This is a genomic window from Bradyrhizobium sp. USDA 4353, from assembly GCF_054063215.1.
In genome coordinates, this window is sequence record NZ_JBSSGB010000001.1 from 3,313,286 (window position 1) to 3,334,122 (window position 20,837).

Below are 20,837 nucleotides of genomic sequence, written 5' to 3' on the forward strand. Positions count from 1 at the left end.
CGAACTCACTCGGGGAAAGTTCAATGCGTGTCCTTCCGAATCGGATTTGAGAGCCTTCGGGCGCACCCGTCGCTCTCGACGCCCGTATCTCAGCTCTAACCTTCCATCGCCTCAGATCCAGCGGAGTTCGTGGACCCCACCCCCGACCCCTCCCCGCAAGGGGGAGGGGAGCGCACCGTCATCGCCGCTGAAAGCTGTGCTTCAATCGGCGGGCTTCCTCAAGCCAGCGCGTCCTGTCCGGTTGAGCCGGGAAGAAACCTGACGAGTGGCGCGAGTCCCATGAGACCGCTATGGTGCGGGCGCGATCCGGCTCAAGCAGTTTGGATCGGCTGTCGTGGTGTCGATCGAAGTGGGCGTGCGTGACGTGGTTGGATCAGGCGAGGCGGCGAACCGGCGGGACCGGTTCATTCCGATCCGCAAGTCCGATGTCCTCGACGCCGTGATCTCGCATGGCGGCCTCGACGAGGCGCAGTCGGCCGATCTGCGCCGGCTGGCGCAGATGCTCGGCGCCATCCTGCATCATGAATATTTCGACGAGCTCGATCGGCTGCGCGACGCCTATTTCGACTTCGATCCCGAGATCCCTGCCAGCCGCCATCGCTCGCCGGCAGAGAGCGACGCCGCCTATCGCAACCTCACCGACGAATTCGTTCGTGTGCTCGGCGAGGCCAATTTCATCGAGATCACCCATGACGAGATCGAGCGCGCCTTTGCCGAGCATGCGCTGGTCCGGGTCAAGCTGAAGGCGCCGATCTCGGATTATCGCTCCGTTCGCATGTTCCGCCGCGGCGTGCACCAGGAGACGATCGAGGTCCCCATGCTCTACGGCCTGCGGCGCCGCAAGCAGGAGATCGAGGTCTATGACGACATCATCCTGATGGTCGCGACCAAGCCCGATGAGCCCACCAAGAAGAAGCGCAAGACCGCCGCCTGGCGTGGGCGCAACAAGATCCGCGGCGGCGCCGTGCTGTTCAAATATTTCCGCCACATCGCGCGCTTCGATCTCGAAGCGCTGCTGCCGAATGTCCGCGTCGTGATGGGCCTGCGCGAGCAGCTGACATTAGGGGTGCCGGCGCTGGTCGGCGGCGTGCCGATCCTGCTCAAGCTGGCCTCGACGCTCACCGTGCTGTTCATCGTCGCCGGCTTCTATCTCGGCCTCAGCGGCACGGTGCATGACAACGACACCGAGCAGGCGCTCGCCGCATTATCGGGCCTGTTCGCGCTCGGCGCCTTCATCCTGCGGCAATGGGGCAATTTCCACCGCCAGTCGCTGATCCATCAGAAGCAGGTCACCGACAACATCTACTTCCGCAACGTCAACAACAACTCCGGCATCTTCAACTATCTGATCGGCGAGGCCGAGGACCAGGACTGGAAGGAGGCGCTGCTGGCCTATGGCGGTCTGCTGCTGGCGTCGGTGCCGCTGAGCCGTGCGGCGCTCGGGAGCCATGTCGAGGAATTGTTGCAGCAGATGTTCGGGCTCGGGCGCGCGTTCAACATCGATGAGGCGCTGATCAGGTTGCGCGAGTTCGGGCTCGTGAGCGGTGATGACGACGCGTTGTCGGCGCTGCCGCTTCCAGAGGCGATCGCGCAGCTCGAACGCGTCTGGGCGAATGCGCTGCGGCAGGCGTAAGGCGTTATGACTGCTTCACGATCATCGGCTCGTATGACGAGCGCCGGTGCTGTGAGTCGAAGCCGTTGCCCCACTCTCCGTCCACCTCTCCCCGTTGGGGAGAGGTCGGCGCGCAGCGCCGGGTGAGGGGGCTCTTTCGATCACGTTCAGTCTAACCCCTCACCCGGATTGCATCTGGCGATGCAATCCGACCTCTCCCGATGGGAGAGGTGTTCTTTGCTCCCGCTGGCGGCGAGGGACGCCGCGGTAGCTATCAGCGCAGGCTCGCGTTGATCTTGTCGAGCACGCTCTGCCCCGGGCACAGATCCGCCGCTTCCAGCCGGTTCAGCGGCCGCTCCACCGTGTTGAGGTGGCTGTGCAGATCGTCCGCTTCGGGGTCGACATACAATAGCCCGGTCACGATCTGCCCTTGCGCGGCGTGCTTCTGCAGAAAGGTCATCGCGCCCAGGCGGTCGTGCGGATCGTAGTCGGCGTCGAGCTTGCGCAGCGCCAGGCGGGAGCCGTCGTGCTGCTCGACGATCTGCACCGTGCCGGGATCCTGGTCGATCTCGATCGGATCGCGGCCAGTCAGCACGTCCAAACGGTTCACGGCGTCGTTGTGCTCGCGGACATAGTCGAAGCTCTTGGTCGAGCCGGCGTGATTGTTGAAGGCGATGCACGGGCTGATGACGTCGATGAACGCCGCGCCCTTGTGCCGGATCGCGCCCTCGATGATCGGCACCAGCTGCTTCTTGTCGCCCGAGAACGAGCGCGCGACATAGGTGGCACCTAACTGCAGCGCGATGCCGACGAGGTCGATCGGGTTGTCGGTGTTGGTGACGCCCTTCTTCGACTTCGAGCCGCGGTCGGCGGTGGCCGAGAACTGGCCCTTGGTCAGGCCGTAGACGCCGTTGTTCTCGACGATGTAGGTCATGTTGACGCCGCGGCGGATCGCATGCGCGAACTGGCCGAAGCCGATCGAGGCGGAGTCGCCGTCGCCGGAGACGCCGAGATAGATCAGCTCGCGATTGGCGAGGTTGGCGCCGGTCAGCACCGACGGCATGCGGCCATGCACGGTGTTGAAGCCGTGCGAATTGCCGAGGAAGTAGTCCGGCGTCTTCGACGAGCAGCCAATGCCGGAGATCTTGGCCACCCGATGCGGCTCGATCGACAGCTCGAAGCAGGCCTCGATGATCGACGCGGTGATCGAATCGTGGCCGCAGCCGGCGCACAGGGTCGAGATCTTGCCCTCGTAGTCGCGATGGCTGTAGCCCAGCGCGTTCTTCTTGATGCCGGGATGCTGGAATTTCGGCTTTGCGATATAGGTCATGGGAACGCCTCGACGGTCCGCCTGCCGGAACGCGAGGACACGGGAGCAGGCATCGTTGATAATGTTGGCCGAGCTGTTGCGCAGCGGGCGGTGGACTCCCTCGCCCCGCTTGCGGGGAGAGGGTTGGGGTGAGGGGGACTCTCCGCGCACCGAGCTCGTAGAGAGTCCCCCTCACCCGGATCGCATCTGGCGATGCGATCCGACCTCTCCCCGCACGCGGGGAGAGGTGAGCGACCAGTCTCTTGCTCGGGCAAAATCACGATACGGCCTTCCGCAGCGGGGTGACTCGCATCTGGTCCTGATGGGTGCCGATCGCGTCCGCGATGAAGCGGGCGGTGATCGGGGTGCCGTCATAATGCAGGATGGGCACGAGACGGACCGGGTCGATGCCGTTCTCGGTGACGATCAGCTGGCGCAGCTGGGCGTCGCGGTTCTGCTCGACGACATAGACGAAGTCGTGCTCGGCGATGAAGCTCGCGACGCTCGAATGGAACGGAAAGGCGCGGATGCGCAGGCGGTCGAGCTGGTGGCCGCGCGCCTCCAGCAGGCCGATCGCCTCGTCCATCGCCGGCGCGGTCGAGCCGAAATAGATCACGCCGTACTTCGTCGGCTTGGCCGCATTGGCCTGCAAGGGACGCGGCACCAGGTCCTGCGCGGTCTGGAATTTGCGCAGCAGGCGCTGCACATTGTCCGCATAGACGGCGCCTTCCTCCGAGTAGCGCGCGTAACGGTCGCGCGAGGTGCCGCGAGTGAAGTACGATCCCTCGGTCGGATGCGTGCCGGGATAGGTGCGGAACGGAATGCCGTCACCGTCGACGTCGAGGTAGCGGCCGAAGTCGCGGCCCTGATCCAGCATCTCCGCCGTCATCACCTTGCCGCGGTCATACTGCCGGGCGTCATCCCATTTCAGCGGCCGGCACAGCCGCTGATTCATGCCGATGTCGAGATCGAGCATCAGGAAGACGGTGGTCTGCAGCCGCTCGGCGAGATCGAAGGACGCGGCGGCGAATTCGAACGCCTCCGCGGGATCTTCCGGAAACAACATCACATGCTTGGTGTCGCCATGCGAGGCATAGCCGCAGGCGATCAGGTCGCATTGCTGCGTGCGGGTCGGCATGCCCGTGGAGGGCCCGGCGCGCTGCACGTTCATGATGACGGCCGGGATCTCGGCAAAATAGGACAGGCCGATGAACTCGGTCATCAGCGACACGCCGGGTCCTGAGGTCGTGGTGAAAGCGCGGGCGCCGTTCCAGGACGCACCGATCACCATGCCGATCGAAGCGAGCTCGTCCTCGGCCTGCACGATGGCGTATTTGGCCTGGCCTGTCTCCGGATCGTGCCGCAGCTTCTTGCAGTGATTGGTGAACGCTTCCGCGAGCGACGATGACGGCGTGATCGGATACCACGCGCACACCGTGGCGCCGCCATAGACCGCGCCGAGCGCAGCGGCATTGTTGCCTTCGAGGAAGATGCGGTCGCCGACCTTGTCGGCCTTTTTGATGCGCAGCCCGATCGGGCATTTCAGATTCTGCAACGCCCAGTCGCGGCCGAGATGCAGCGCATGGACGTTGGAGGACAGGAGCTTCTCCTTGCCCTTGTACTGCTCGCCGATCAGCTGCTCGATCAGCTTGGGATCCATCTCGAGCAGCGCCGACAGTGCACCGAGATAGATGATGTTCTTGAACAGCTGGCGCTGCCGCGGGTCCGAGTAGGTCGAGTTGGTGATCGCGGTCAGCGGCACGCCGATGACGTTGACGTCGTCGCGGAACTTGGTCGACGGCATCGGCTTGGTCGAATCGTAGAACAGATAGCCGCCCGGCACGATGCCGGCGACGTCCTTGTCCCAGGTCTGCGGATTCATCGCCACCATCAGGTCGGTGCCTCCGCCGCGGGCGCCGAGATGGCCCGCCTCGGTGACGCGGACCTCGTACCAGGTCGGCAGGCCCTGGATGTTGGAAGGGAAGATGTTGCGGGGGCTGACCGGCACGCCGTGGCGGAGCACGGCGCGCGCGAACAATTCGTTGGCGCTGGCCGAGCCGGAGCCGTTGACGTTGGCGAAGCGGACGACGAAGTCGTTTACGCTGCTGAGCGGCGCTTGCTGGGACATGCGGTACCTGCGTGAGTCGTCTCGATGAAATATTTCTGCATGTCCCACGCACCGGTGGGACAGCGTTCGGCGCACAGGCCGCAATGGAGGCAGACGTCCTCGTCCTTCACCATCACGCGCCCGGTCTTCAGGTCCGAGGACACGTAGAGGTCCTGGTCGGGATGAAGCGACGGCGCCCGCAAGCGCGAACGCAGATCGGCCTCGTCGCCATTCTCGGTGAAGGTGATGCAGTCCATCGGACAGATGTCGGCGCAGGCGTCGCATTCGATGCACAGCGTGTTGGAGAACACCGTCTGCACGTCGCAGTTCAGGCAGCGATGCGCCTCGCCGAGCGCGAGCTTGACGTCGTAGCCGAGCTCGACCTCGGCGCGGATGTCCTTCAGCGCCACGACCTTGTCACGGTGCGGCACCTTGAAGCGCTTCTCCGGAGAGACGTCGTTGTCATAGCTCCATTCGTGGATGCCCATCTTCTGCGAGGAGACATGCACCTCGGGCAGCGGCCGCTCGGTGATGTCCTCGCCGGAGAGCAGGCGGTGGATCGACAGCGCCGCCTCATGGCCCTGCGCGACCGCCCAGATGATGTTCTTCGGACCGAACGCGGCATCGCCGCCGAAGAACACTTTTGGATTCGTCGAGACGAAGGTCCTGGGATCGACCACCGGCATATGCCATTTGTCGAATTCGATACCGCAGTCGGCCTCGATCCAGGGGAAGGCGTTCTCCTGGCCGACGGCAACGAGAACGTCGTCGCACTCATAGGTCACGTCGGGCTCGCCCGAGGGCACCAGCGAGCGCCGGCCCTTATCGTCGTATTCGGCCTTTACCTTCTGGAAGGTGACGCCGGTGAGCTTGCCATTGTTGTGAACGAAGGCGACCGGCACGAGATAGTTGAGGATCGGAATGTCCTCATGCAGCGCGTCTTCCTTCTCCCACGGCGAGGCCTTCATCTCCTCGAAGCCGGAGCGCACGATGACCTTGACGTCCTCGCCGCCGAGGCGGCGCGCGGTGCGGCAGCAGTCCATCGCCGTGTTGCCACCGCCGAGCACGATCACGCGCTTGCCGATCTTGTCGGTGTGGCCGAACGAGACGCTGGACAGCCAGTCGATGCCGAGATGGATATTCCCCGCGGCGTCCTTGCGGCCGGGGATGTTCAGCTCGCGGCCGCGCGGCGCGCCGGAGCCGATGAACACGACATCATAGTTGTCGGCGAGCAGCGCCTTGAGGCTGTCGATGCGATGGCCGGATTTGTAGTCGACGCCGAGGCTCAGCACATAGCCGGTCTCCTCGTCGATCACGCTGTCCGGCAACCGGAATTTTGGAATCTGCGAGCGCATCATGCCGCCGGGCTTGGGATCAGCGTCGAACACGGTGCAGTGATAGCCGAGCGGCGCAAGGTCGCGCGCCACCGTCAGCGACGCCGGGCCGCCGCCGACCAGCGCGATGCGCCGGCCGTTCTTCGGGGCAGGGCGCGGCATGCGCTGCTGCACATCGTCCTTGAAGTCGGCGGCGACGCGCTTCAGCCGGCAGATCGCGACGGGACTCTCCTCGACGCGGCCGCGCCGGCAGGCCGGCTCGCAGGGGCGGTCGCAGGTGCGTCCGAGAATGCCGGGGAAGACGTTCGACTTCCAATTGATCATGTAGGCGTCGCTGTAGCGACCCTCGGCGATCAGGCGGATGTATTCGGGGACCGGCGTGTGTGCGGGACAAGCCCATTGGCAGTCGACCACTTTATGGAAGTAGTCGGGCGCCGAGATATCAGTCGCTCTCATTCCTACCCTGTCCGCGCGGCGAACCACGAGCGCGCGGCCTTCCTGACGTGAGGACGACTGATGATCAGGATCAGCAGAGGATCGGTTGAGGTCCGGAGCAGGCCCTGGTCGTCGCCCTTCTGTTTTTTGAATGGCTCAATTGAATAGTCATATCAGACTAGAGCCATTCCAAGGCGCGCACAAAGGCAAATTTGCAGGGCTGGTGGTCATGCACAGTGGTGCGTTGCCGCATTGCAGGCGCGATGCGGCCATGTGTTGCGATGCGGTATTTGGTGCGACGTTCGAGCAAGAACGGGTTGCGATAATCGGCGAGTTGAGTGAGGAGGTACGCGAGCTGCCACACACTCCGTCGTCATGCCGGGCTTGACCCGCCTGCGCGGCCGCAGCGGCTTCGGCGCGGCGAAGGCCCGGGCATCCACGTCTTCAAGTGGCCGGGAGCGCCCGCCAGCCGGGGCGAACTAAGAGTGTGCCGGTTTCGTCACCGCGCAGACGGTGCACCTCGCCCCGCTTGCGGGGAGAGGTCGGATTGCATCGTCAGATGCAATCCGGGTGAGGGGGTACAGGTCTCACCATCAGCACCGCTCGTGCGTCTGCCCCTCACCCCAACCCTCTCCCCGTGAAGAACGGGGAGAGGGAGCGGACCGAGACTGCGGCTTGCGGCCGTGACGGCGTGGAGAGAGCTGAGTTGAAGTTTAATTTGCAGTAATGTCAGCGCGGCTGAGGTCCCACATCAGGCGATAGATGCCGGCGGACATCTGCGTTGCCAGCGGCCCGTCGATCGCAGCGAAGCGCGTCGTCATCAGCGTTGCAATCGCGTGGCTGTCGGTGCCGTCGATCAGGATGAACCAGTCGGCGTCGCGTAAGGTTGCTGGGACACCAGCCGCGGGACCGGAGAGATCGGCATCGCCTTCGAGCAGATGCATCGAGATCACGCCCCTGAGCTCGCGCGGATCCAGCTCGATCTGCAGCGCGTCGCGCAGTGCGCCATCCTGTCCCGGCTTCGGTCGCAGCCGGATGATGCCGAGCACGGCGCCGCGGCCAGCGCCTTTCGAGATCGTGATCCGCGCGACGCTGCGGATCATGTTCTTGAATCGCGCCATCACCGTCTTCGACCACTCCGTCGGCGCCTCCAGCCGCGCGCGATACGGCGCGCTGTCGAGCACGTCGATCGTCTCGGTCGAATACAGGCAGAGATATTTCGGGCTGCCCTGCTCGGCGACATAGCGCCGCGCCTCGATGAAGCCCGGGATCGCGACGCGCTCCTCGAGATGCTCGCTGTCGTACCAGCGGTTGAAATCGGCCTCGTCAGCGGCATCGATGTTCATCGATGTCAAAAGCATGCCTGTCCCGGCGATGGGCATTTCGAGCCTCCTGGTGCGTGCGGGTGATCCTCATCCTGAGGAGGCCGCCAAAGGCGGCCGTCTCGAAGGATGAGGCCCGGATGTCACGGGCCCCATGCTTCGAGACGGCGCTCAAGCGCCTCCTCAGCATGAGGGGAATGAGTGATGTGTTTAAGGCGCGCTCGCGCGCGTCGCCATATCGCAGATGGCTTTCATGACCGCATCGCGGATGCCGGGGTCATAAAGATTGTGACCTGCGGCTTCGATGACACGGATTTCGGCCTCGCGCCACACCTCAGCCAGCCGTGCGGACGTCGAGGGCGGGCAGAGCAGGTCGTAGCGGCCCTGCACGATGATGCCGGGAATGCCGGCGAGCTTGCCTGCGTCACTCAGCAACTGGTCCGGCGCCATGAAGCTGTCGTGGGAGAAGTAATGCGCTTCCATGAACGGGGTCGCCGGCAGGGCGTTGCCCGAACGGATCGCGAGGCGGTCGAGGTGGGTGCGTGCGGGCTTCACTTCCGACAGCGTCCGCTCGACGTCGTGCCAGGCACGGGCAGCCGGGCCGTGAATGGCGGGATCGGGATCGAGGATGCGGCGGAAATAGGCGTCGCACGGATTGGCGCGCTCGTTCTCCGGCAGCATCTCGAGAAAGTCGCGATGCAGCGTGGGGTGAAAGCGCGCCAGCGTCTCGCCGAACGCCATTTCGACTTCCGCGCGGGTGCCGAGAAAGGTCGCGCGCAGCACTAGGCCGCTGACGCGCTCCGGATGCGCCTGCGCATACGCAAGCGCCAATGTCGCACCCCAGGAGCCGCCGATCACCATCCAGCGCTCGAAGCCGAACTTGGCGCGGATCGCCTCCATGTCGGCGATCAAATCGGGCAGGGTGTTGTTGTCGCGGCTGCGCGTGGGCCGCGAGCGGCCGGCGCCGCGCTGGTCGAACAGCACGGCATGGAAGCGCTCGGGATCGAACAGGCGGCGGTGATCCGGCTGGCAGCCGGATCCGGGACCGCCATGCAGATAGACGGCGGGAATGCCGCCGGCGCGGCCGCTGCTCTCGACGTAGATCTGATGGCTGCCGGAGACGTCGAGCCATTCCGAGGTCAGCGGCGCGAATGGATCGTTGCGGCGCGCGGCGGCGCGGCCGGCTTCGGCGTCAGGCATCGGTGTTCTCGGGCGTGCCGCCGGCAAAATTGCGATACAGGAAGCGGTCCTGGCCGGAGGCCGCGTCGCGCTCGGCCTGCTTGAAGATGCTCTCGTGCAGCGGCGACAGGGTGCAGGCGGGATCGGTGTTGGCGGCGTCGCCGGTCAACGCGAACGCCTGGCAGCGGCAGCCGCCGAAATCGATCTCGCGGAACTCGCAGGATTTGCAGGGCTCCTTCATCCAGCCGGTGCCGCGATAGCGGTTGAAGGCGTCCGAGTTCTGCCAGATCCAGGCGATCGAGTTGTTCGAGCGCACCGACATGAAATCGAGCCCGGTGATGCTCTCGGCCGCATGGCACGGCAGCACCTTGCCCGACGGCGAGATGTTGAAGAACTGCCGGCCCCAGCCGCCCATGCACTTCTTCGGCCGCAGCGCGTAGTAGTCCGGCACGACGTAGTCGATCGTGAGCGTGCCCTTCAGCCGTTCGCGCTCCTCTTCGACCAGCCGGTCGGTCTGTTCCAATTGTTCGTAGGTCGGCATCAGGCTCGCGCGATTCTTCAGTGCCCAGCCGTAATATTGTACGTTGGCGACCTCGAGCCGGTCGGCGTCGAGATCGACGGCCATCTGGATGATGTCCGGGAGCTGATGCAGGTTCTGCCGGTGCATGACCGCGTTGACCGTGAGCGGCAGATCGAGTTCGCGCGTCCAGCGCGCCACCTCGAGCTTCTTGGCATGGCCGCCCTTGTAGCCGCCGACGCGGTCGGCGACGACGGGCTCGTTGCCCTGGAAGCTGATCTGGACGTGGCACAGACCGGCATCGGCCAGCTCCTTCAGCCGCTCGCGCGTCAGCAGCACGGCCGAGGTGATGAGGTTGGTGTAGAGGCCGACGTCATGGGCGTGCTGCACCAGCTCGACGATGTCCTTGCGCGCGGTCGGCTCGCCGCCGGAGAAATGCACCTGCAGCACGCCGATCTCGGCGAGCTCCGACAGCACCTTCTTCCACTCGGCGGTCGTCAGCTCCTGCCCGGCGCGATCGAGCTCCAGCGGGTTGGAGCAGTAGGGACATTGCAGCGGGCAGCGATGGGTGAGCTCGAGCAGCACGGCCAGCGGAATGCCGTAGGTCTCGGCGACGGAGCCGCGGCGCTCCAGCACGGCGAGGCCGTCATTGCTGTCGACCGGCGGCGTCGTCTCGGTCAGCTCGGTCATGATGTCGTCTCCCGAACCTCGGTGAGAAAGCCCTTGTCGGCGAGATCCTGCAGCATCGCGACCACGTCGTTGGCGATGACGTCGCGCGGCGCGGCATACTTCGCTGCGAGCTCGTCGATGATCCCGGCGACGCTGCGCGCGCCGTCGCACAGCTTGAGCACCTCGACCGCGATCTCATCCGGCGCCAGCACCCGCTCCGGCGCCAGGATCACCCACACCTGCCGCGTCTCGTCATATTTCAACTTGGTATGCCGCGGCAGCACCACGCGGCTGATCTCGGTGACTTGGATGTGACGCGGGGCCATGGTGGGTCTCTACACGATAACGGGTGCGTTCGTTGCGATGTCGCGGCATCGGCGATGCCCACCCTCCCCTTGAGGGGGAGGGTCGTTGCGCATCGCGCGCGATGCGCAACGGGGTGGGGTGCTCTCTCCACGTGCACCGCGGTTGGTGGCTTCACCCCACCCCGCCTCGCGCTTCGCGCGAGCCGACCCTCCTCCTCCAGGGGAGGGTGGCACCGGTGTGGCTGAGAGAACCGCGAAGATCACGTTCATCCCTCCTTCGGCACGAACGCGCCGGGCGGAATGTGGCCCTCGACATACGCGTGATACAGCGCGTCGAGCTGCACCCACAGCACGTTGGTCTTGAAGATCAGCGCATTGCACACCGCGGCGCGCTGCTCGGGCGTCGTCGCGTGCTCCTTGACGTAATGCAGCGCGAAGTTGGCGTCGCGCGGCGCCTGGGTGAGCCGGCGCTTGAAGTAGCTCATTGTGTCGTTGTTGACGAAGTCATAGTGCTCCAGCATTCCTGAGATGCGCTCCTCGTGAATCCCGGGCGCGAACAGCTCGGTCAGCGACGAGGCGATCGCCTCGAGCGGCGAGCGGTCGCGGCAGAAATGCACATAGGCTTCGACCGCGAAGCGCGTTGCCGGCAGGATGCCCTCCGTGGACTCCACATAGGCCGTGTCGAGCCCGAGGCCCTCTGTCAGCTTCAGCCAGCGCTCGATGCCGCCCTCGCTGCCGACATCGCCGTCATGATCCTCGATGCGGTGCCGCCATTCCAGCCGCGTGGCGCGATCGCGGAAGCGGGTCATCACCATCGCGTCCTTCAGCGGGATCGTCGACTGGTAGTAGTAGCGGTTCAGCGCCCAGGCCTGCACCTGGCCCTTGTTGAGCTTGCCGCTGTGCAAGAGCTTATGGAACGGGTGATGGTTGTGATAGCGCGTGGCGCCAATGTGGCGCAGCGCCGCTTCCAATTCCCCAGCATTGTTCAGCGTGACGCCGCGTCCGATCGACAGCGCCGTCATTCCGCTCAGATTGACCTCACTCACAGTACGATCTCCATCCCTTCAGCGGGGATTTCCCATCCCTCGCGCTCCAACGTTTGCCGCTCGGGTGAGGCGTGCAGCCACGCCGGATTGGAGTTGTTGATGTGCAGGAAGATCTTCCTACCGATCCCGAGGTCCGCCAGCTGCTTGATTGCGCCGCTTTCTCCGGACATCGCGATATGGCCCATGCTCTGCCCGGTCTTGTTGCCGAGTCCGGCCTGGATCATCTCGTCGTCGCGCCACACCGTGCCGTCGAACAGCACCAGCGGCGCGCCTTTCAATCTTAGTCTCAGCTCGTGGTCGACATCGGCGCAGGCGGCGATGACGTAGGCATATTGCCCGGTCTCGATGTCCTCGATCTTCAAGCCGAGCGTATCGCCGGTCGAGGCGCTGCCGCCGGGATGCTGCTTGTCGCGGAGATACCAGGCGCTGGTGCCGGACACCGCGAACGCCGTGATCTCGAGCCCCGACGGCGCGCCGTCCTGCAGCAGCGGGCGGAACGGCACGTCGATCACGATCGGCACGCGCTTGACGTTCTCCTCCTTCAGCACATCGAAGATGTTGTTGGACTTGAGGATCGCAAGCACCTTCGGGTGCCCATGGATCGAAAAAGGCGAGCTCTCGCGCATCGACAAGAGCCCGGTGATCGCGTCGATCTCGCCATTGGTCAGGATCACGCCGGCGATCGGGCTGTGGCGCAGGGCACCGGGCTTCGGATGCAATTGCGGCGTCGCGGTGACCTGCTGACGCAGGTCGGGCGAGGCGTTGATCAGGAACCAGTTGGCGCCGTCGGCGCTGACGGCGACCGAAGCCTGGCTGTTGCGGATCTCGGGATGGTCAGTGCGCGCGGCACGACACACGGCGCAGCCGCAATTCCACTGCGGGACTCCGCCGCCCGCGGCGGCGCCCAGGACGACGAGGCGAAGCATGAGCCGTCTCCTGGAATTCAGCTGTGGTGGCGCACGCGATTACCGGCGGCAGGATGACCTGGGGTCAGAATGATCTGAGATCAGGATGACCGGAGGTCAGGACAGCGACGAGGGTGGGACATCGGACCCGCATACGGGCTGGCACATACGCGATCACAGATCCCCACCCTCAAGCGTCGACATCCCGATCCCATCGGGACCTGGACGTCACACCCGCCAATTATTTGCGGGCGGCGCAGGCATACATGTTGATTTCCATGCCGACCGGCACTTCAACAATCTTCGGAGCTTTCCAGGCCATTGTCCTCTCCTTCGCGATGGGACGGTTATCGTCCTCGGAATTAAACTACCGTTCTACGAAAAGTTCGCCAGTGGAATCTTTTTGTTTGAGCCTCTCAGGCCTGTTTATTGCAGTGCGAAGCCGCAGGCGCGAGTTGCTGTCGTTTTCGCCGGATCGAGCCGCGAAAACAACGAATTCGTGATCGATGGCTTCGCATGGCCGTTCTGTTCCGCCCTTATTCCTGGGGTGGAATGGGCTGGATAAAGCAGTTGTGAGACGCTCGAGCCTTCAAAACCCCCGCGCGCGACCCCATTGGAAACTGACGATGCCAAGATATTTCTTCAACACACGGATCGGCGAGGAGCTGGTCTCCGACACCGACGGCGAGGTGCTGCGCAATCCCGACCGCGCCTGGGAAGTCGCGCGCGACATGATCAAGGAGCTGCTGCGCACCGAAGGTGGCAATGCGGCGCTGATGACGGCCGTCATCGAGGTCACCGACGAGGACGGCGAGATCGTGCTGGAGTTTCCGTTCTCCGAGGCGATCTTCAACATGACCGCGCAGTCGATGACGCGACACTGAGCGTATACTGGATCGAGCGCGGACTCAGATGGAGTGGCGGGGCCGGACCAGCTCGCCGCGGGTGCTGGCGATTCCCATCTCGAAACTATCCGCAATGCGCCGCGCGCGGATGATGAAGATCTCCGCGAGCTCCTGCGGGAACAGATCCGTCGCCGTCGCCTCGAACAGTTGCAGCCAGCGGTCGAAATGCGGGCCGCGCAGCTCCAGCATCAGATGCGGCCGCATCGGCGCGCCATTGTAGCGCCCGGTCTTCAGGAACATCGACGACCAGAAATCGCTGATCTTGCCGATGTGCTCGTCCCAATCCTCGACCGTGCGGTTGAAGATCGGCCCGATCAGCTCGTCCGCGCGCGCACGTCCGTAGAAGGTTTCGACCAGCCGGCGGATCGCGGCGTCGTCGAGTTCCGGATGTTGAACCGCGAGGGGATGACGGTCAGGCTGGGCGGCGGGCATGCTCATGCGATGCATATAGGCACTGATCGCACCGATGAAAATGCCGCGCCGCACTCATCCCCCGCTCACGGCAGGCTGACGAACTCGACCCAGTTCGGCTTCTTGCCCACCGCATACGACTTCACCTTCTCCAGCGCGCCGCGGGCCGGATCGATCTTGTAGACCGTCATGCCGTTTGACACCTCGCCGACGGCGGCGAGATAGCGCCCCGCCGGATCGATAGCGAAGCCGCGCGGCTGGGTCTCGGTCGGCACGCTGCCGACCAGCGTCACGCGCCCGCTGACCGGATCGATCTTGAACGCGGCCAAGGTGTTGGAGCCGCGCTCTGACGTGTAGAGGAATGTCCCATCAGGCGTCGCATGAAGATCGGCCGCCCAGGGCTTGCCGGTGAAGCCCGGGGGCAGGGTGGTGATACGCTGCTGCTCGGTCCAAATGCCCTTGTCGGCGTCATAGGCATAAACAGCAAGATCGGCGTTGAGCTCGTGCAAGAGGTAGATGAACTTGCCGTTCGGGTGAAAGATGAAGTGCCGCGGGCCTGATTTCTCCGGCGTCTTCACCGTCAGCTTGTCCTGCGCGGTCAGCGTGCCCGTGGCCGCATCGAAGGCGAAGCCGAGCACCTGGTCGGAGCCGAGATTGGTCGCGAACACGAAGCGGTTGTCGGGCGAAGGCAGGAAGGCGTGCGCGTTCAGCCCGGTCGGGATCACCTGGCTTGAAGCTGCGACGACGCCGTTCGCCTGCACCGGGTTCACCGCCACCTTGTTGCCGCCATAAGAGGCGCTGAACAGCACCTTGCCGGTGCGGTCGAAGGCGATGTTGGCCATGCTGTCGGCGAGCGGTCCGTTGCCGATGTGGGTGAGCTGGCCGGTCTTGGCGTCGATCGCAAAGCTCTCCGCCTGGAACGGCTGCGACCGCACACCGGCGATCAAAACCTTCTTGTCCGGGCTGACCGCAAGCGGAGTCGACGAGCCCGGCTTCTCGACGCCTGTGAACGCCGCCGTCTGCACCGGGCTCATCTCGCCGGTCGTGGCGTCGAACTTGAACACGCTGATGTCGTTGCTGTCGGCATTGCCGACATAGGCGTAGGTCTCGGCGTGGCTTACGCGCGGCGCCAGCGTTGCTGCGGCTGCGAGGACGAATGTTGCGGCCATGATGGTGCCCGATCTGATCATGTGTTTCCCCCTTTGTGATGTTGTTGCTTCAGCTCTTAAAGTCGTTTGCCAGGCTTGACCAAGCCTGTTTCCGGATCGATCGATGCAGGACGGGTATTGATCGATCCGCGCTGTCGATCGGGCAGTCAGTCCGTCGTCGGCGACGGCTCCTCGCCACACCTCGCGAGGCCAGTTTGTTTCTCCGTCATGCCCGGGCTTGTCCCGGGCATCCACGTCCATCCACGGGTGCCGAACGACGTGGATGGCCGGGACAAGCCCGGCCATGATGAGGAGGAAAGGGCGGGGCGCAACAAGACCCATGCGCTTTGCTGATGGACCATTTCGTTGGGCCGCGCCCAGACCGCTTTCTCCGCTTTGTCCGCCGCGCTAAGAACGCGGGACCACCACGGAGCTCCTCATGACCGATCTCTGGCGCCTTCCGGCTGCCGATCTCGCCGCCCTCATCAAGTCGAAACAGGTCTCTGCCAGGGACGCCGCGACGTCAGCGCTGGCCCGGCTCGACGCCGTCAACCCGGCGATCAACGCCGTGATCGACCACCGCCCCGAGGACGTCCTGCAGCAGGCCGACGCCATCGACGCGAGACTCGCGCGCGGCGAGGATCCGGGCCCGCTCGCCGGCGTGCCCGTCACGATCAAGGTCAATGTCGACCAGACCGGCTACGCCACCACCAACGGCCTCAATCTGCAGAAGGACGCGATCGCCTCGGCGCACAATCCGGTCGTCAACAATTTCGTCAAGGCCGGCGCCGTGCTGCTCGGCCGCACCAACACGCCGGCGGTGTCCTATCGCTGGTTCACCAGCAACCTCATCCACGGCCACACCAAGAACCCGCGCGACCCCGGCATCACCCCGGGCGGCTCCTCCGGCGGCGCCGGCTCGGCGACTGCGGCCGGCATCGGCCATATCGGCCATGGCACTGATATCGCCGGCTCCGTCCGCTATCCCGCCTATGCCTGCGGCATCCACGGCCTGCGCCCGACCGTCGGCCGCATCCCCGCCTTCAACACCTGCCTGCCGGAGCGTCCGATCGGCCCGCAGATCAGCGCCGTCTCCGGCCCGCTCGCCCGGACGGTCAACGACGTCAGGATCGCGCTGGCGGCGATGTCGGCGCGCGACGTCCGCGACATCTGGTGGATGCCGGTGCCGCTGGAAGGTCCTCCCTTGCCCAAACGCGTCACGCTCTGCGTCAATCCCGACGGCCTGAACCCGGTGCCCGAGGTGGTCGCCGCGCTGCGCGACGCCGCCAGGCGGCTCGAGGCCGCCGGCTGGACCGTCGAGGAGATCCAGGACACCCCGCCGATGCAGGAGGCCGCGCTGCTGCAGACGCGGCTGTGGCTCGGCGACGGCTATGAGGCGCAGCTCGCGGCCGCCGAGAAGGAGGGCGACCCCGGCGCGCTCGCCTGCCTGCGCGGCAACCGTGACAAGGTGCATCCGTTCGACCTCTCGGCGACGCTCGCACGTCGCGCCGCGCTGACCCGCCAGTGGCTCCTGTTCATGGAGCAGCATCCGCTGCTGCTCATGCCCGTCTCCGGCATGCTGCCGTTCGCCGACCAGCTCGACCGCAAGGACGAGGACTCGTTCAAGCAGGTCTGGCACGCCCAGCTGACGCAGATCGCGATTCCGTTCTTCGGCCTGCCGGGCCTCGTGGTCTCCACCGGCATGGTCGGCCGTGTCCCCGTCGGCGTGCAGCTCGTCGGCCAGCGCTTTCGCGAGGACATGTGCCTCGCCGCGGGCGAGGCCATCGAGGCCGGCGGTGTGCCGCCGTCGCCGATCGATCCGGTGCTGGGCTGATGGCCGCGATCTACGATTTCACGGCCAGTTCGCTCACCGGCGAGGAGGTGCCGCTGAAGCGCTTCGAGGGCCAGGTGCTCCTGATCGTCAACACGGCGAGTGCCTGCGGTTTCACGCCGCAATATCGCGGGCTCGAGGCGCTGCACCGCGCCTACGCCGCCAGGGGCTTTGCCGTGCTCGGTTTTCCCTGTAACCAGTTCGGCGCCCAGGAGCCCGGCACAGCCGAGGAGATCGGCGCGTTCTGCTCGTCGAAGTACGATGTCACCTTCCCGCTGTTCGCGAAGATCGACGTCAACGGCGCAGAGGCGCATCCGCTGTACACGTTCCTGAAGGGCGAGAAGACCGGCCTGTTGAGCTCGGCGATCAAATGGAATTTCACCAAATTCCTGGTCGATCGCTCTGGCCGCGTGGTGTCGCGCCATGCGCCGACCACCACGCCCGAGGCGTTGAAGAAAGAGATCGAGGCACTGCTGTGAGCGACAACGAGACCTTCACCTTCCCCGACCGCCTTTCGGTCGATCCGAAGAGCCCCTATTACAACGCGGAAATCCTGTCGCGCGACGTCGGCATCCGCTTCAAGGGCGCCGAGAAGACCAATGTCGAGGAATACTGCATCAGCGAAGGCTGGATCCGCGTCGCCGCCGGCACCGCGAGGGATCGCCACGGCAACCCGCTGACGATCAAGGTGCACGGCCCGGTGGAGCCCTATTTCAAGGATTGAGGGTAGGGGACGCTGCCCTTGCCGAATGCGTCAGCGGTCTGCCACTCCGGGCTCTCCGTCATCGCGAGCGAAGCGACGCGATCCAGGGCCGAGCAAGGACTCTGGATTGCTTCGCTTCGCTCGCAATGACGTGGAGAGAGCGGGTCCACCCCTCGCTGTCGTCGGTAGCGGCAGGGGGATAGTTCCCGCAACATTTACGATGGCTGTTACGAACTCAGCCATATCGTCTCCACCGGTGTCGTCCCGGGCTTGACCCGGGACCCATACTCCGCGGCGGTCGTGGCCTGGCGCGGTCTCACGACGAGCCTGCCTCACACGTCTCCCTGTGGTTATGGATCCCGGCGTTCGCCAAGACGACGGCGGAAGAGAGGATGGCGAACGAAATATTTGAGCGCCGCTCAAAATATTTGTTGAACGCCGCTCACGTTCGGCTACACTCACCCTCATCTGCCCCGCCTGTGTCGGCCCATAACGCGCAACGCGAGCAGCGTTTGCGCGAGGGGACTCGCATGCCCTCCGGCGGACCACCTGAGGTAACGACCATGTCCTATTCCGAAACCGACCTCCGCGCCGCCGCCGGCGCGGGCGCCATCAGCCCCGACGAGCTGCAGCGCCTGCTCGCCTATCTGCACCAGCGCGCCCCCTCCACCGACATGCCCCGCGCCAAATTCGATGCCGCACACCTCCTCTGGTACGCCGGTGCGCTGATCGTGATCGGCGCCATGGGCCTGTTCACGACGGTGGCGTTCTCGCAAATGGGCGGCCGCGCTTTGACCGCCTGCGCGCTCGCTTATGCCGTGGCCTTCGGCTTCGCCGGCGACCACCTCTGGCGCCGCAGCCTGCGCGTCCCGGGCGGCCTCTTGATCGCCATCGCCGTCTCCATGGCGCCGCTCGCTGTCTATGGCATCCAGGCCGAGCTCGGCTGGTGGGGCAGGTTCGGCAAGCCCGGCACGGTCCAGGACTTCTATGTCTGGATCAAGGGCAGCTGGCTGTTCATGGAGCTCGCCACCGTTGCGGCAGGCAGCCTCGCGCTGCGCTTCTACCGCGTGCCCTTCATCTATGCGGTCATCTCGGTGGCGCTGTGGTTCATGTCGATGGACCTCACGCCCTGGATCTTCCATGTCAGCCACATCGATTGGGAGATGCGCCGCATCGTCTCGATCTGGTTCGGCTTGGGCATGCTCAGCCTGGCCTGGATCGTCGACTACACCAGCGACAACCGCGACTTCGGCTTCTGGCTGCATCTGTTCGGCCTGATGGCCTTCTGGGGCGGCATCAGCGCCACGGACGACGCGACCGAGCTCGGCAAGGCGATCTACTGCCTGATGAATGTCGGCCTGCTCGCGATTGCCGTCATCATCGTCCGCCGCGCCTACGCCGTGTTCGGCGCCGTGGGCATCACGATGTATCTCGGCCATCTCGCCGACGTCGTCTTCAAGGACTCGCTGCTCTTCCCGTTCGCGCTGTCGCTGATCGGCGTCGCGGTGGTGGCCGCCGGGCTGGCGTATCACCGGAAGCAGCAGGTGATTGCGGACTGGCTGGCGGCCCATCTGCCGGCGGCGGTGCTGCGGTTGCGGCCGCCGCAGGCCGCTGCCTGAAGTAGCGCGGATGAGCGCCAGCCGACGCGTCTTCCGCCTCGGCGTCAGCGACATCCGGGTTCACCCGCGACGGCTCGTGAGAACCCGGATGTCGCTCACGTCTCCGCCCTCCGGGCGTCGGCTGGCGCTCATCCGGGCTACGACTCCGTATCTATTTCGAATTTTGCGGATCGCGGCGGCTGTGCACGAAAATAGTCATCGACAGCGAAAAGGCTGGAGCGCGAATATCCTGTCCAGTCACCGAGGCGCAGGCAGTGAAGGTCGGAAGAGTGCCAGACGTTGCCGAAATCCAACGGTTCAAGCAGCCCGCGGGCTTAGATGGTCAAGTTCCAGACGTCCGATGGGAATTCCGCATCGATCTCGGAGATCAACCGGATCTGGTGTGGGGAAGAATAATCGAGGTCGTTGGAGAGATCATCAGTTTCGATTCTGATAGCTGGGCTGCGGATGACGACTGGCGGCTGAGGCTCCCTGATTGGTTGATTTCGTCGATGCTCACCTTGGACGCCTGCAAGGCCTTGATGCTGATCACGCCGCGTGAAGAGTGGGGAAGCCTGCCGTGGGAGTTCGGATCGTGGCTCGACAGGATGCGGGAGCGACAATGGAAATGGTGGGGATATGAGAGAGCCGGTCGGGATGTCAGGCTCATCCTTCAGGTTACGGATATCCCGCCGGGGATCGACGGGTTCAAGCAGATCCTGTTGGCGGCCGGCGCCAGGATCTTGTTCGACGGGTCTCCTGATTGAACAAAATGAAGTAGCGCTGGTGAAGGCAAGATTTGTTCTGCCGTGTGTCGGGATCTACCAGTCTCCATCGTCCTTCGAGCGCAACTCCTGCACACCTGCAATCAGCCAGGAACGAACCTGGAGCCTCTGTCATGCGGATCACCGTCGAAACCACCGTCGCAGCCCCCATCAATCAGGTCTGGCGCGCCTATACGACGCCGGCCGATATCGTGAAATGGAATGCCGCGTCGGACGACTGGCATACGACCAGGGCCACGGTCGACCTCCGGGAAGGCGGAGACTTCTCGTCGCGGATGGAGGCCAAGGACGGCAGCATGGGGTTTGACTTCGCCGGGACTTACACCAAGATCGTGGAGCACAGACTGATCGCCTACGCGTTCGGCGACCGGAAAGCCGAGGTTCATTTCGAGCCCGGCGCGAAGGGCGTTCTCGTCCGCGTTGTCTTCGATCCGGAAACGATCTACCCGGCAGAGCAGCAACAGCAAGGCTGGCAGGCCATTCTCGACAATTTCAAGCGCCACGTCGAGGCGAAGGCGTCGTGAGCGTATTGGGCGCACGGCGTCCCCAATGGGGGCGTCGTGATCGCCTCAATCATTCGTCTTGATAATTTCTGATAATGAGAAGTTGTGCGTGCGTCCTGCCTCATCGTCGTCCCGGCGAACGCCAGGACCCTACGCCGCGGCGGCGGTGGCTTGGCACGATCTAACGGCTGGCCTGCCTCAAATGACGCCCTG

20 protein-coding genes are annotated in these 20,837 nt (G+C 64.8%); 8 read left to right on the top strand and 12 right to left on the bottom strand.

The features are described from left to right. The first annotated feature begins 334 nt into the window (after positions 1 to 334). Positions 335 to 1,633, top strand: a complete 1,299-nt coding sequence (locus tag ACVILH_RS14550) for a TMEM143 family protein (protein ID WP_456713509.1) — start codon at positions 335 to 337, stop codon at positions 1,631 to 1,633. 253 nt (positions 1,634 to 1,886) lie between these two features. On the opposite strand, the gene ACVILH_RS14555 is transcribed toward ACVILH_RS14550, so the two are convergent. From ACVILH_RS14555 to pqqA, 10 genes are all read right to left on the bottom strand, one after another. Next, positions 1,887 to 2,942, bottom strand: coding sequence for a 2-oxoacid:ferredoxin oxidoreductase subunit beta (locus ACVILH_RS14555; RefSeq protein WP_434918113.1), 1,056 nt, complete (start codon positions 2,940 to 2,942; stop codon positions 1,887 to 1,889). A 256-nt stretch (positions 2,943 to 3,198) separates the two neighbouring features. Then, positions 3,199 to 5,049 carry a 2-oxoacid:acceptor oxidoreductase subunit alpha gene (locus ACVILH_RS14560; protein WP_456713510.1) on the bottom strand — a complete coding sequence of 617 codons (1,851 nt, stop codon included), beginning with the start codon at positions 5,047 to 5,049 and terminating at the stop codon, positions 3,199 to 3,201. After that, a complete protein-coding gene (locus ACVILH_RS14565) occupies positions 5,019 to 6,818 on the bottom strand; it encodes an FAD-dependent oxidoreductase (protein ID WP_456713511.1) in 1,800 nt (599 codons plus the stop codon). The genes ACVILH_RS14560 and ACVILH_RS14565 overlap by 31 nt, the downstream gene beginning before the upstream one ends. A 692-nt stretch (positions 6,819 to 7,510) precedes the next feature. Then, positions 7,511 to 8,179: a hypothetical protein gene (locus ACVILH_RS14570; protein WP_456713512.1), complete on the bottom strand. Its 669-nt coding sequence runs from the start codon at positions 8,177 to 8,179 to the stop codon at positions 7,511 to 7,513. Positions 8,180 to 8,329: 150 nt separating this feature from the next. Further along, positions 8,330 to 9,319 (bottom strand): prolyl aminopeptidase, encoded by a 990-nt coding sequence (gene pip, locus ACVILH_RS14575; RefSeq protein WP_456713513.1) that lies wholly within the window; start codon positions 9,317 to 9,319, stop codon positions 8,330 to 8,332. Next, positions 9,312 to 10,505, bottom strand: coding sequence for a pyrroloquinoline quinone biosynthesis protein PqqE (pqqE, locus tag ACVILH_RS14580; RefSeq protein ID WP_456713514.1), 1,194 nt, complete (start codon positions 10,503 to 10,505; stop codon positions 9,312 to 9,314). The genes pip and pqqE overlap by 8 nt, the downstream gene beginning before the upstream one ends. Continuing rightward, positions 10,502 to 10,810 (bottom strand): pyrroloquinoline quinone biosynthesis peptide chaperone PqqD, encoded by a 309-nt coding sequence (gene pqqD / locus ACVILH_RS14585; RefSeq protein ID WP_456713515.1) that lies wholly within the window; start codon positions 10,808 to 10,810, stop codon positions 10,502 to 10,504. The genes pqqE and pqqD overlap by 4 nt, the downstream gene beginning before the upstream one ends. A gap of 245 nt (positions 10,811 to 11,055) precedes the next feature. Further along, a complete protein-coding gene (pqqC, locus tag ACVILH_RS14590; protein ID WP_456716978.1) occupies positions 11,056 to 11,811 on the bottom strand; it encodes a pyrroloquinoline-quinone synthase PqqC in 756 nt (251 codons plus the stop codon). A gap of 20 nt (positions 11,812 to 11,831) precedes the next feature. Then, positions 11,832 to 12,761, bottom strand: coding sequence for a pyrroloquinoline quinone biosynthesis protein PqqB (gene pqqB / locus ACVILH_RS14595; RefSeq protein ID WP_456713516.1), 930 nt, complete (start codon positions 12,759 to 12,761; stop codon positions 11,832 to 11,834). Positions 12,762 to 12,981: 220 nt separating this feature from the next. Beyond that, entirely contained in the window at positions 12,982 to 13,062 is an 81-nt protein-coding gene (gene pqqA / locus ACVILH_RS14600; RefSeq protein ID WP_012029362.1) for a pyrroloquinoline quinone precursor peptide PqqA, read from the bottom strand. A gap of 304 nt (positions 13,063 to 13,366) precedes the next feature. Here pqqA and ACVILH_RS14605 point away from each other — a divergent pair, with 304 nt between their 5' ends. Beyond that, entirely contained in the window at positions 13,367 to 13,624 is a 258-nt protein-coding gene (locus ACVILH_RS14605) for a DUF6894 family protein (protein ID WP_006614239.1), read from the top strand. 24 nt (positions 13,625 to 13,648) lie between these two features. Here the strand turns inward: ACVILH_RS14605 and ACVILH_RS14610 are convergent, their stop codons facing one another. Continuing rightward, on the bottom strand, positions 13,649 to 14,083 hold the full coding sequence (locus ACVILH_RS14610) for a group III truncated hemoglobin (RefSeq protein WP_456713517.1): 435 nt from the start codon (positions 14,081 to 14,083) through the stop codon (positions 13,649 to 13,651). A gap of 59 nt (positions 14,084 to 14,142) precedes the next feature. Further along, a complete protein-coding gene (locus ACVILH_RS14615) occupies positions 14,143 to 15,246 on the bottom strand; it encodes a lactonase family protein (RefSeq protein ID WP_456713518.1) in 1,104 nt (367 codons plus the stop codon). 397 nt (positions 15,247 to 15,643) lie between these two features. On the opposite strand from ACVILH_RS14615, the gene ACVILH_RS14620 reads away from it, so the two are divergent. The 6 genes from ACVILH_RS14620 to ACVILH_RS14645 all read left to right on the top strand — a co-directional run bounded on the left by ACVILH_RS14620 (position 15,644) and on the right by ACVILH_RS14645 (position 20,645). Beyond that, positions 15,644 to 17,038, top strand: coding sequence for an amidase family protein (locus ACVILH_RS14620; protein ID WP_456713519.1), 1,395 nt, complete (start codon positions 15,644 to 15,646; stop codon positions 17,036 to 17,038). Next, positions 17,038 to 17,514, top strand: a complete 477-nt coding sequence (locus ACVILH_RS14625; protein WP_456713520.1) for a glutathione peroxidase — start codon at positions 17,038 to 17,040, stop codon at positions 17,512 to 17,514. Before ACVILH_RS14620 ends, ACVILH_RS14625 begins: the two co-directional genes overlap by 1 nt. Next, the gene (locus ACVILH_RS14630; protein ID WP_008966534.1) at positions 17,511 to 17,759 is read left to right on the top strand and encodes a DUF3297 family protein; all 249 of its coding nucleotides are present in this window, start codon (positions 17,511 to 17,513) and stop codon (positions 17,757 to 17,759) included. Before ACVILH_RS14625 ends, ACVILH_RS14630 begins: the two co-directional genes overlap by 4 nt. 542 nt (positions 17,760 to 18,301) lie before the next feature. Beyond that, on the top strand, positions 18,302 to 19,357 hold the full coding sequence (locus tag ACVILH_RS14635; protein ID WP_456713521.1) for a hypothetical protein: 1,056 nt from the start codon (positions 18,302 to 18,304) through the stop codon (positions 19,355 to 19,357). A 269-nt stretch (positions 19,358 to 19,626) separates the two neighbouring features. Continuing rightward, positions 19,627 to 20,103 (top strand): hypothetical protein, encoded by a 477-nt coding sequence (locus ACVILH_RS14640; protein ID WP_456713522.1) that lies wholly within the window; start codon positions 19,627 to 19,629, stop codon positions 20,101 to 20,103. A 131-nt stretch (positions 20,104 to 20,234) separates the two neighbouring features. Beyond that, entirely contained in the window at positions 20,235 to 20,645 is a 411-nt protein-coding gene (locus ACVILH_RS14645) for an SRPBCC family protein (RefSeq protein WP_456713523.1), read from the top strand. Positions 20,646 to 20,837: the final 192 nt, after the last annotated feature.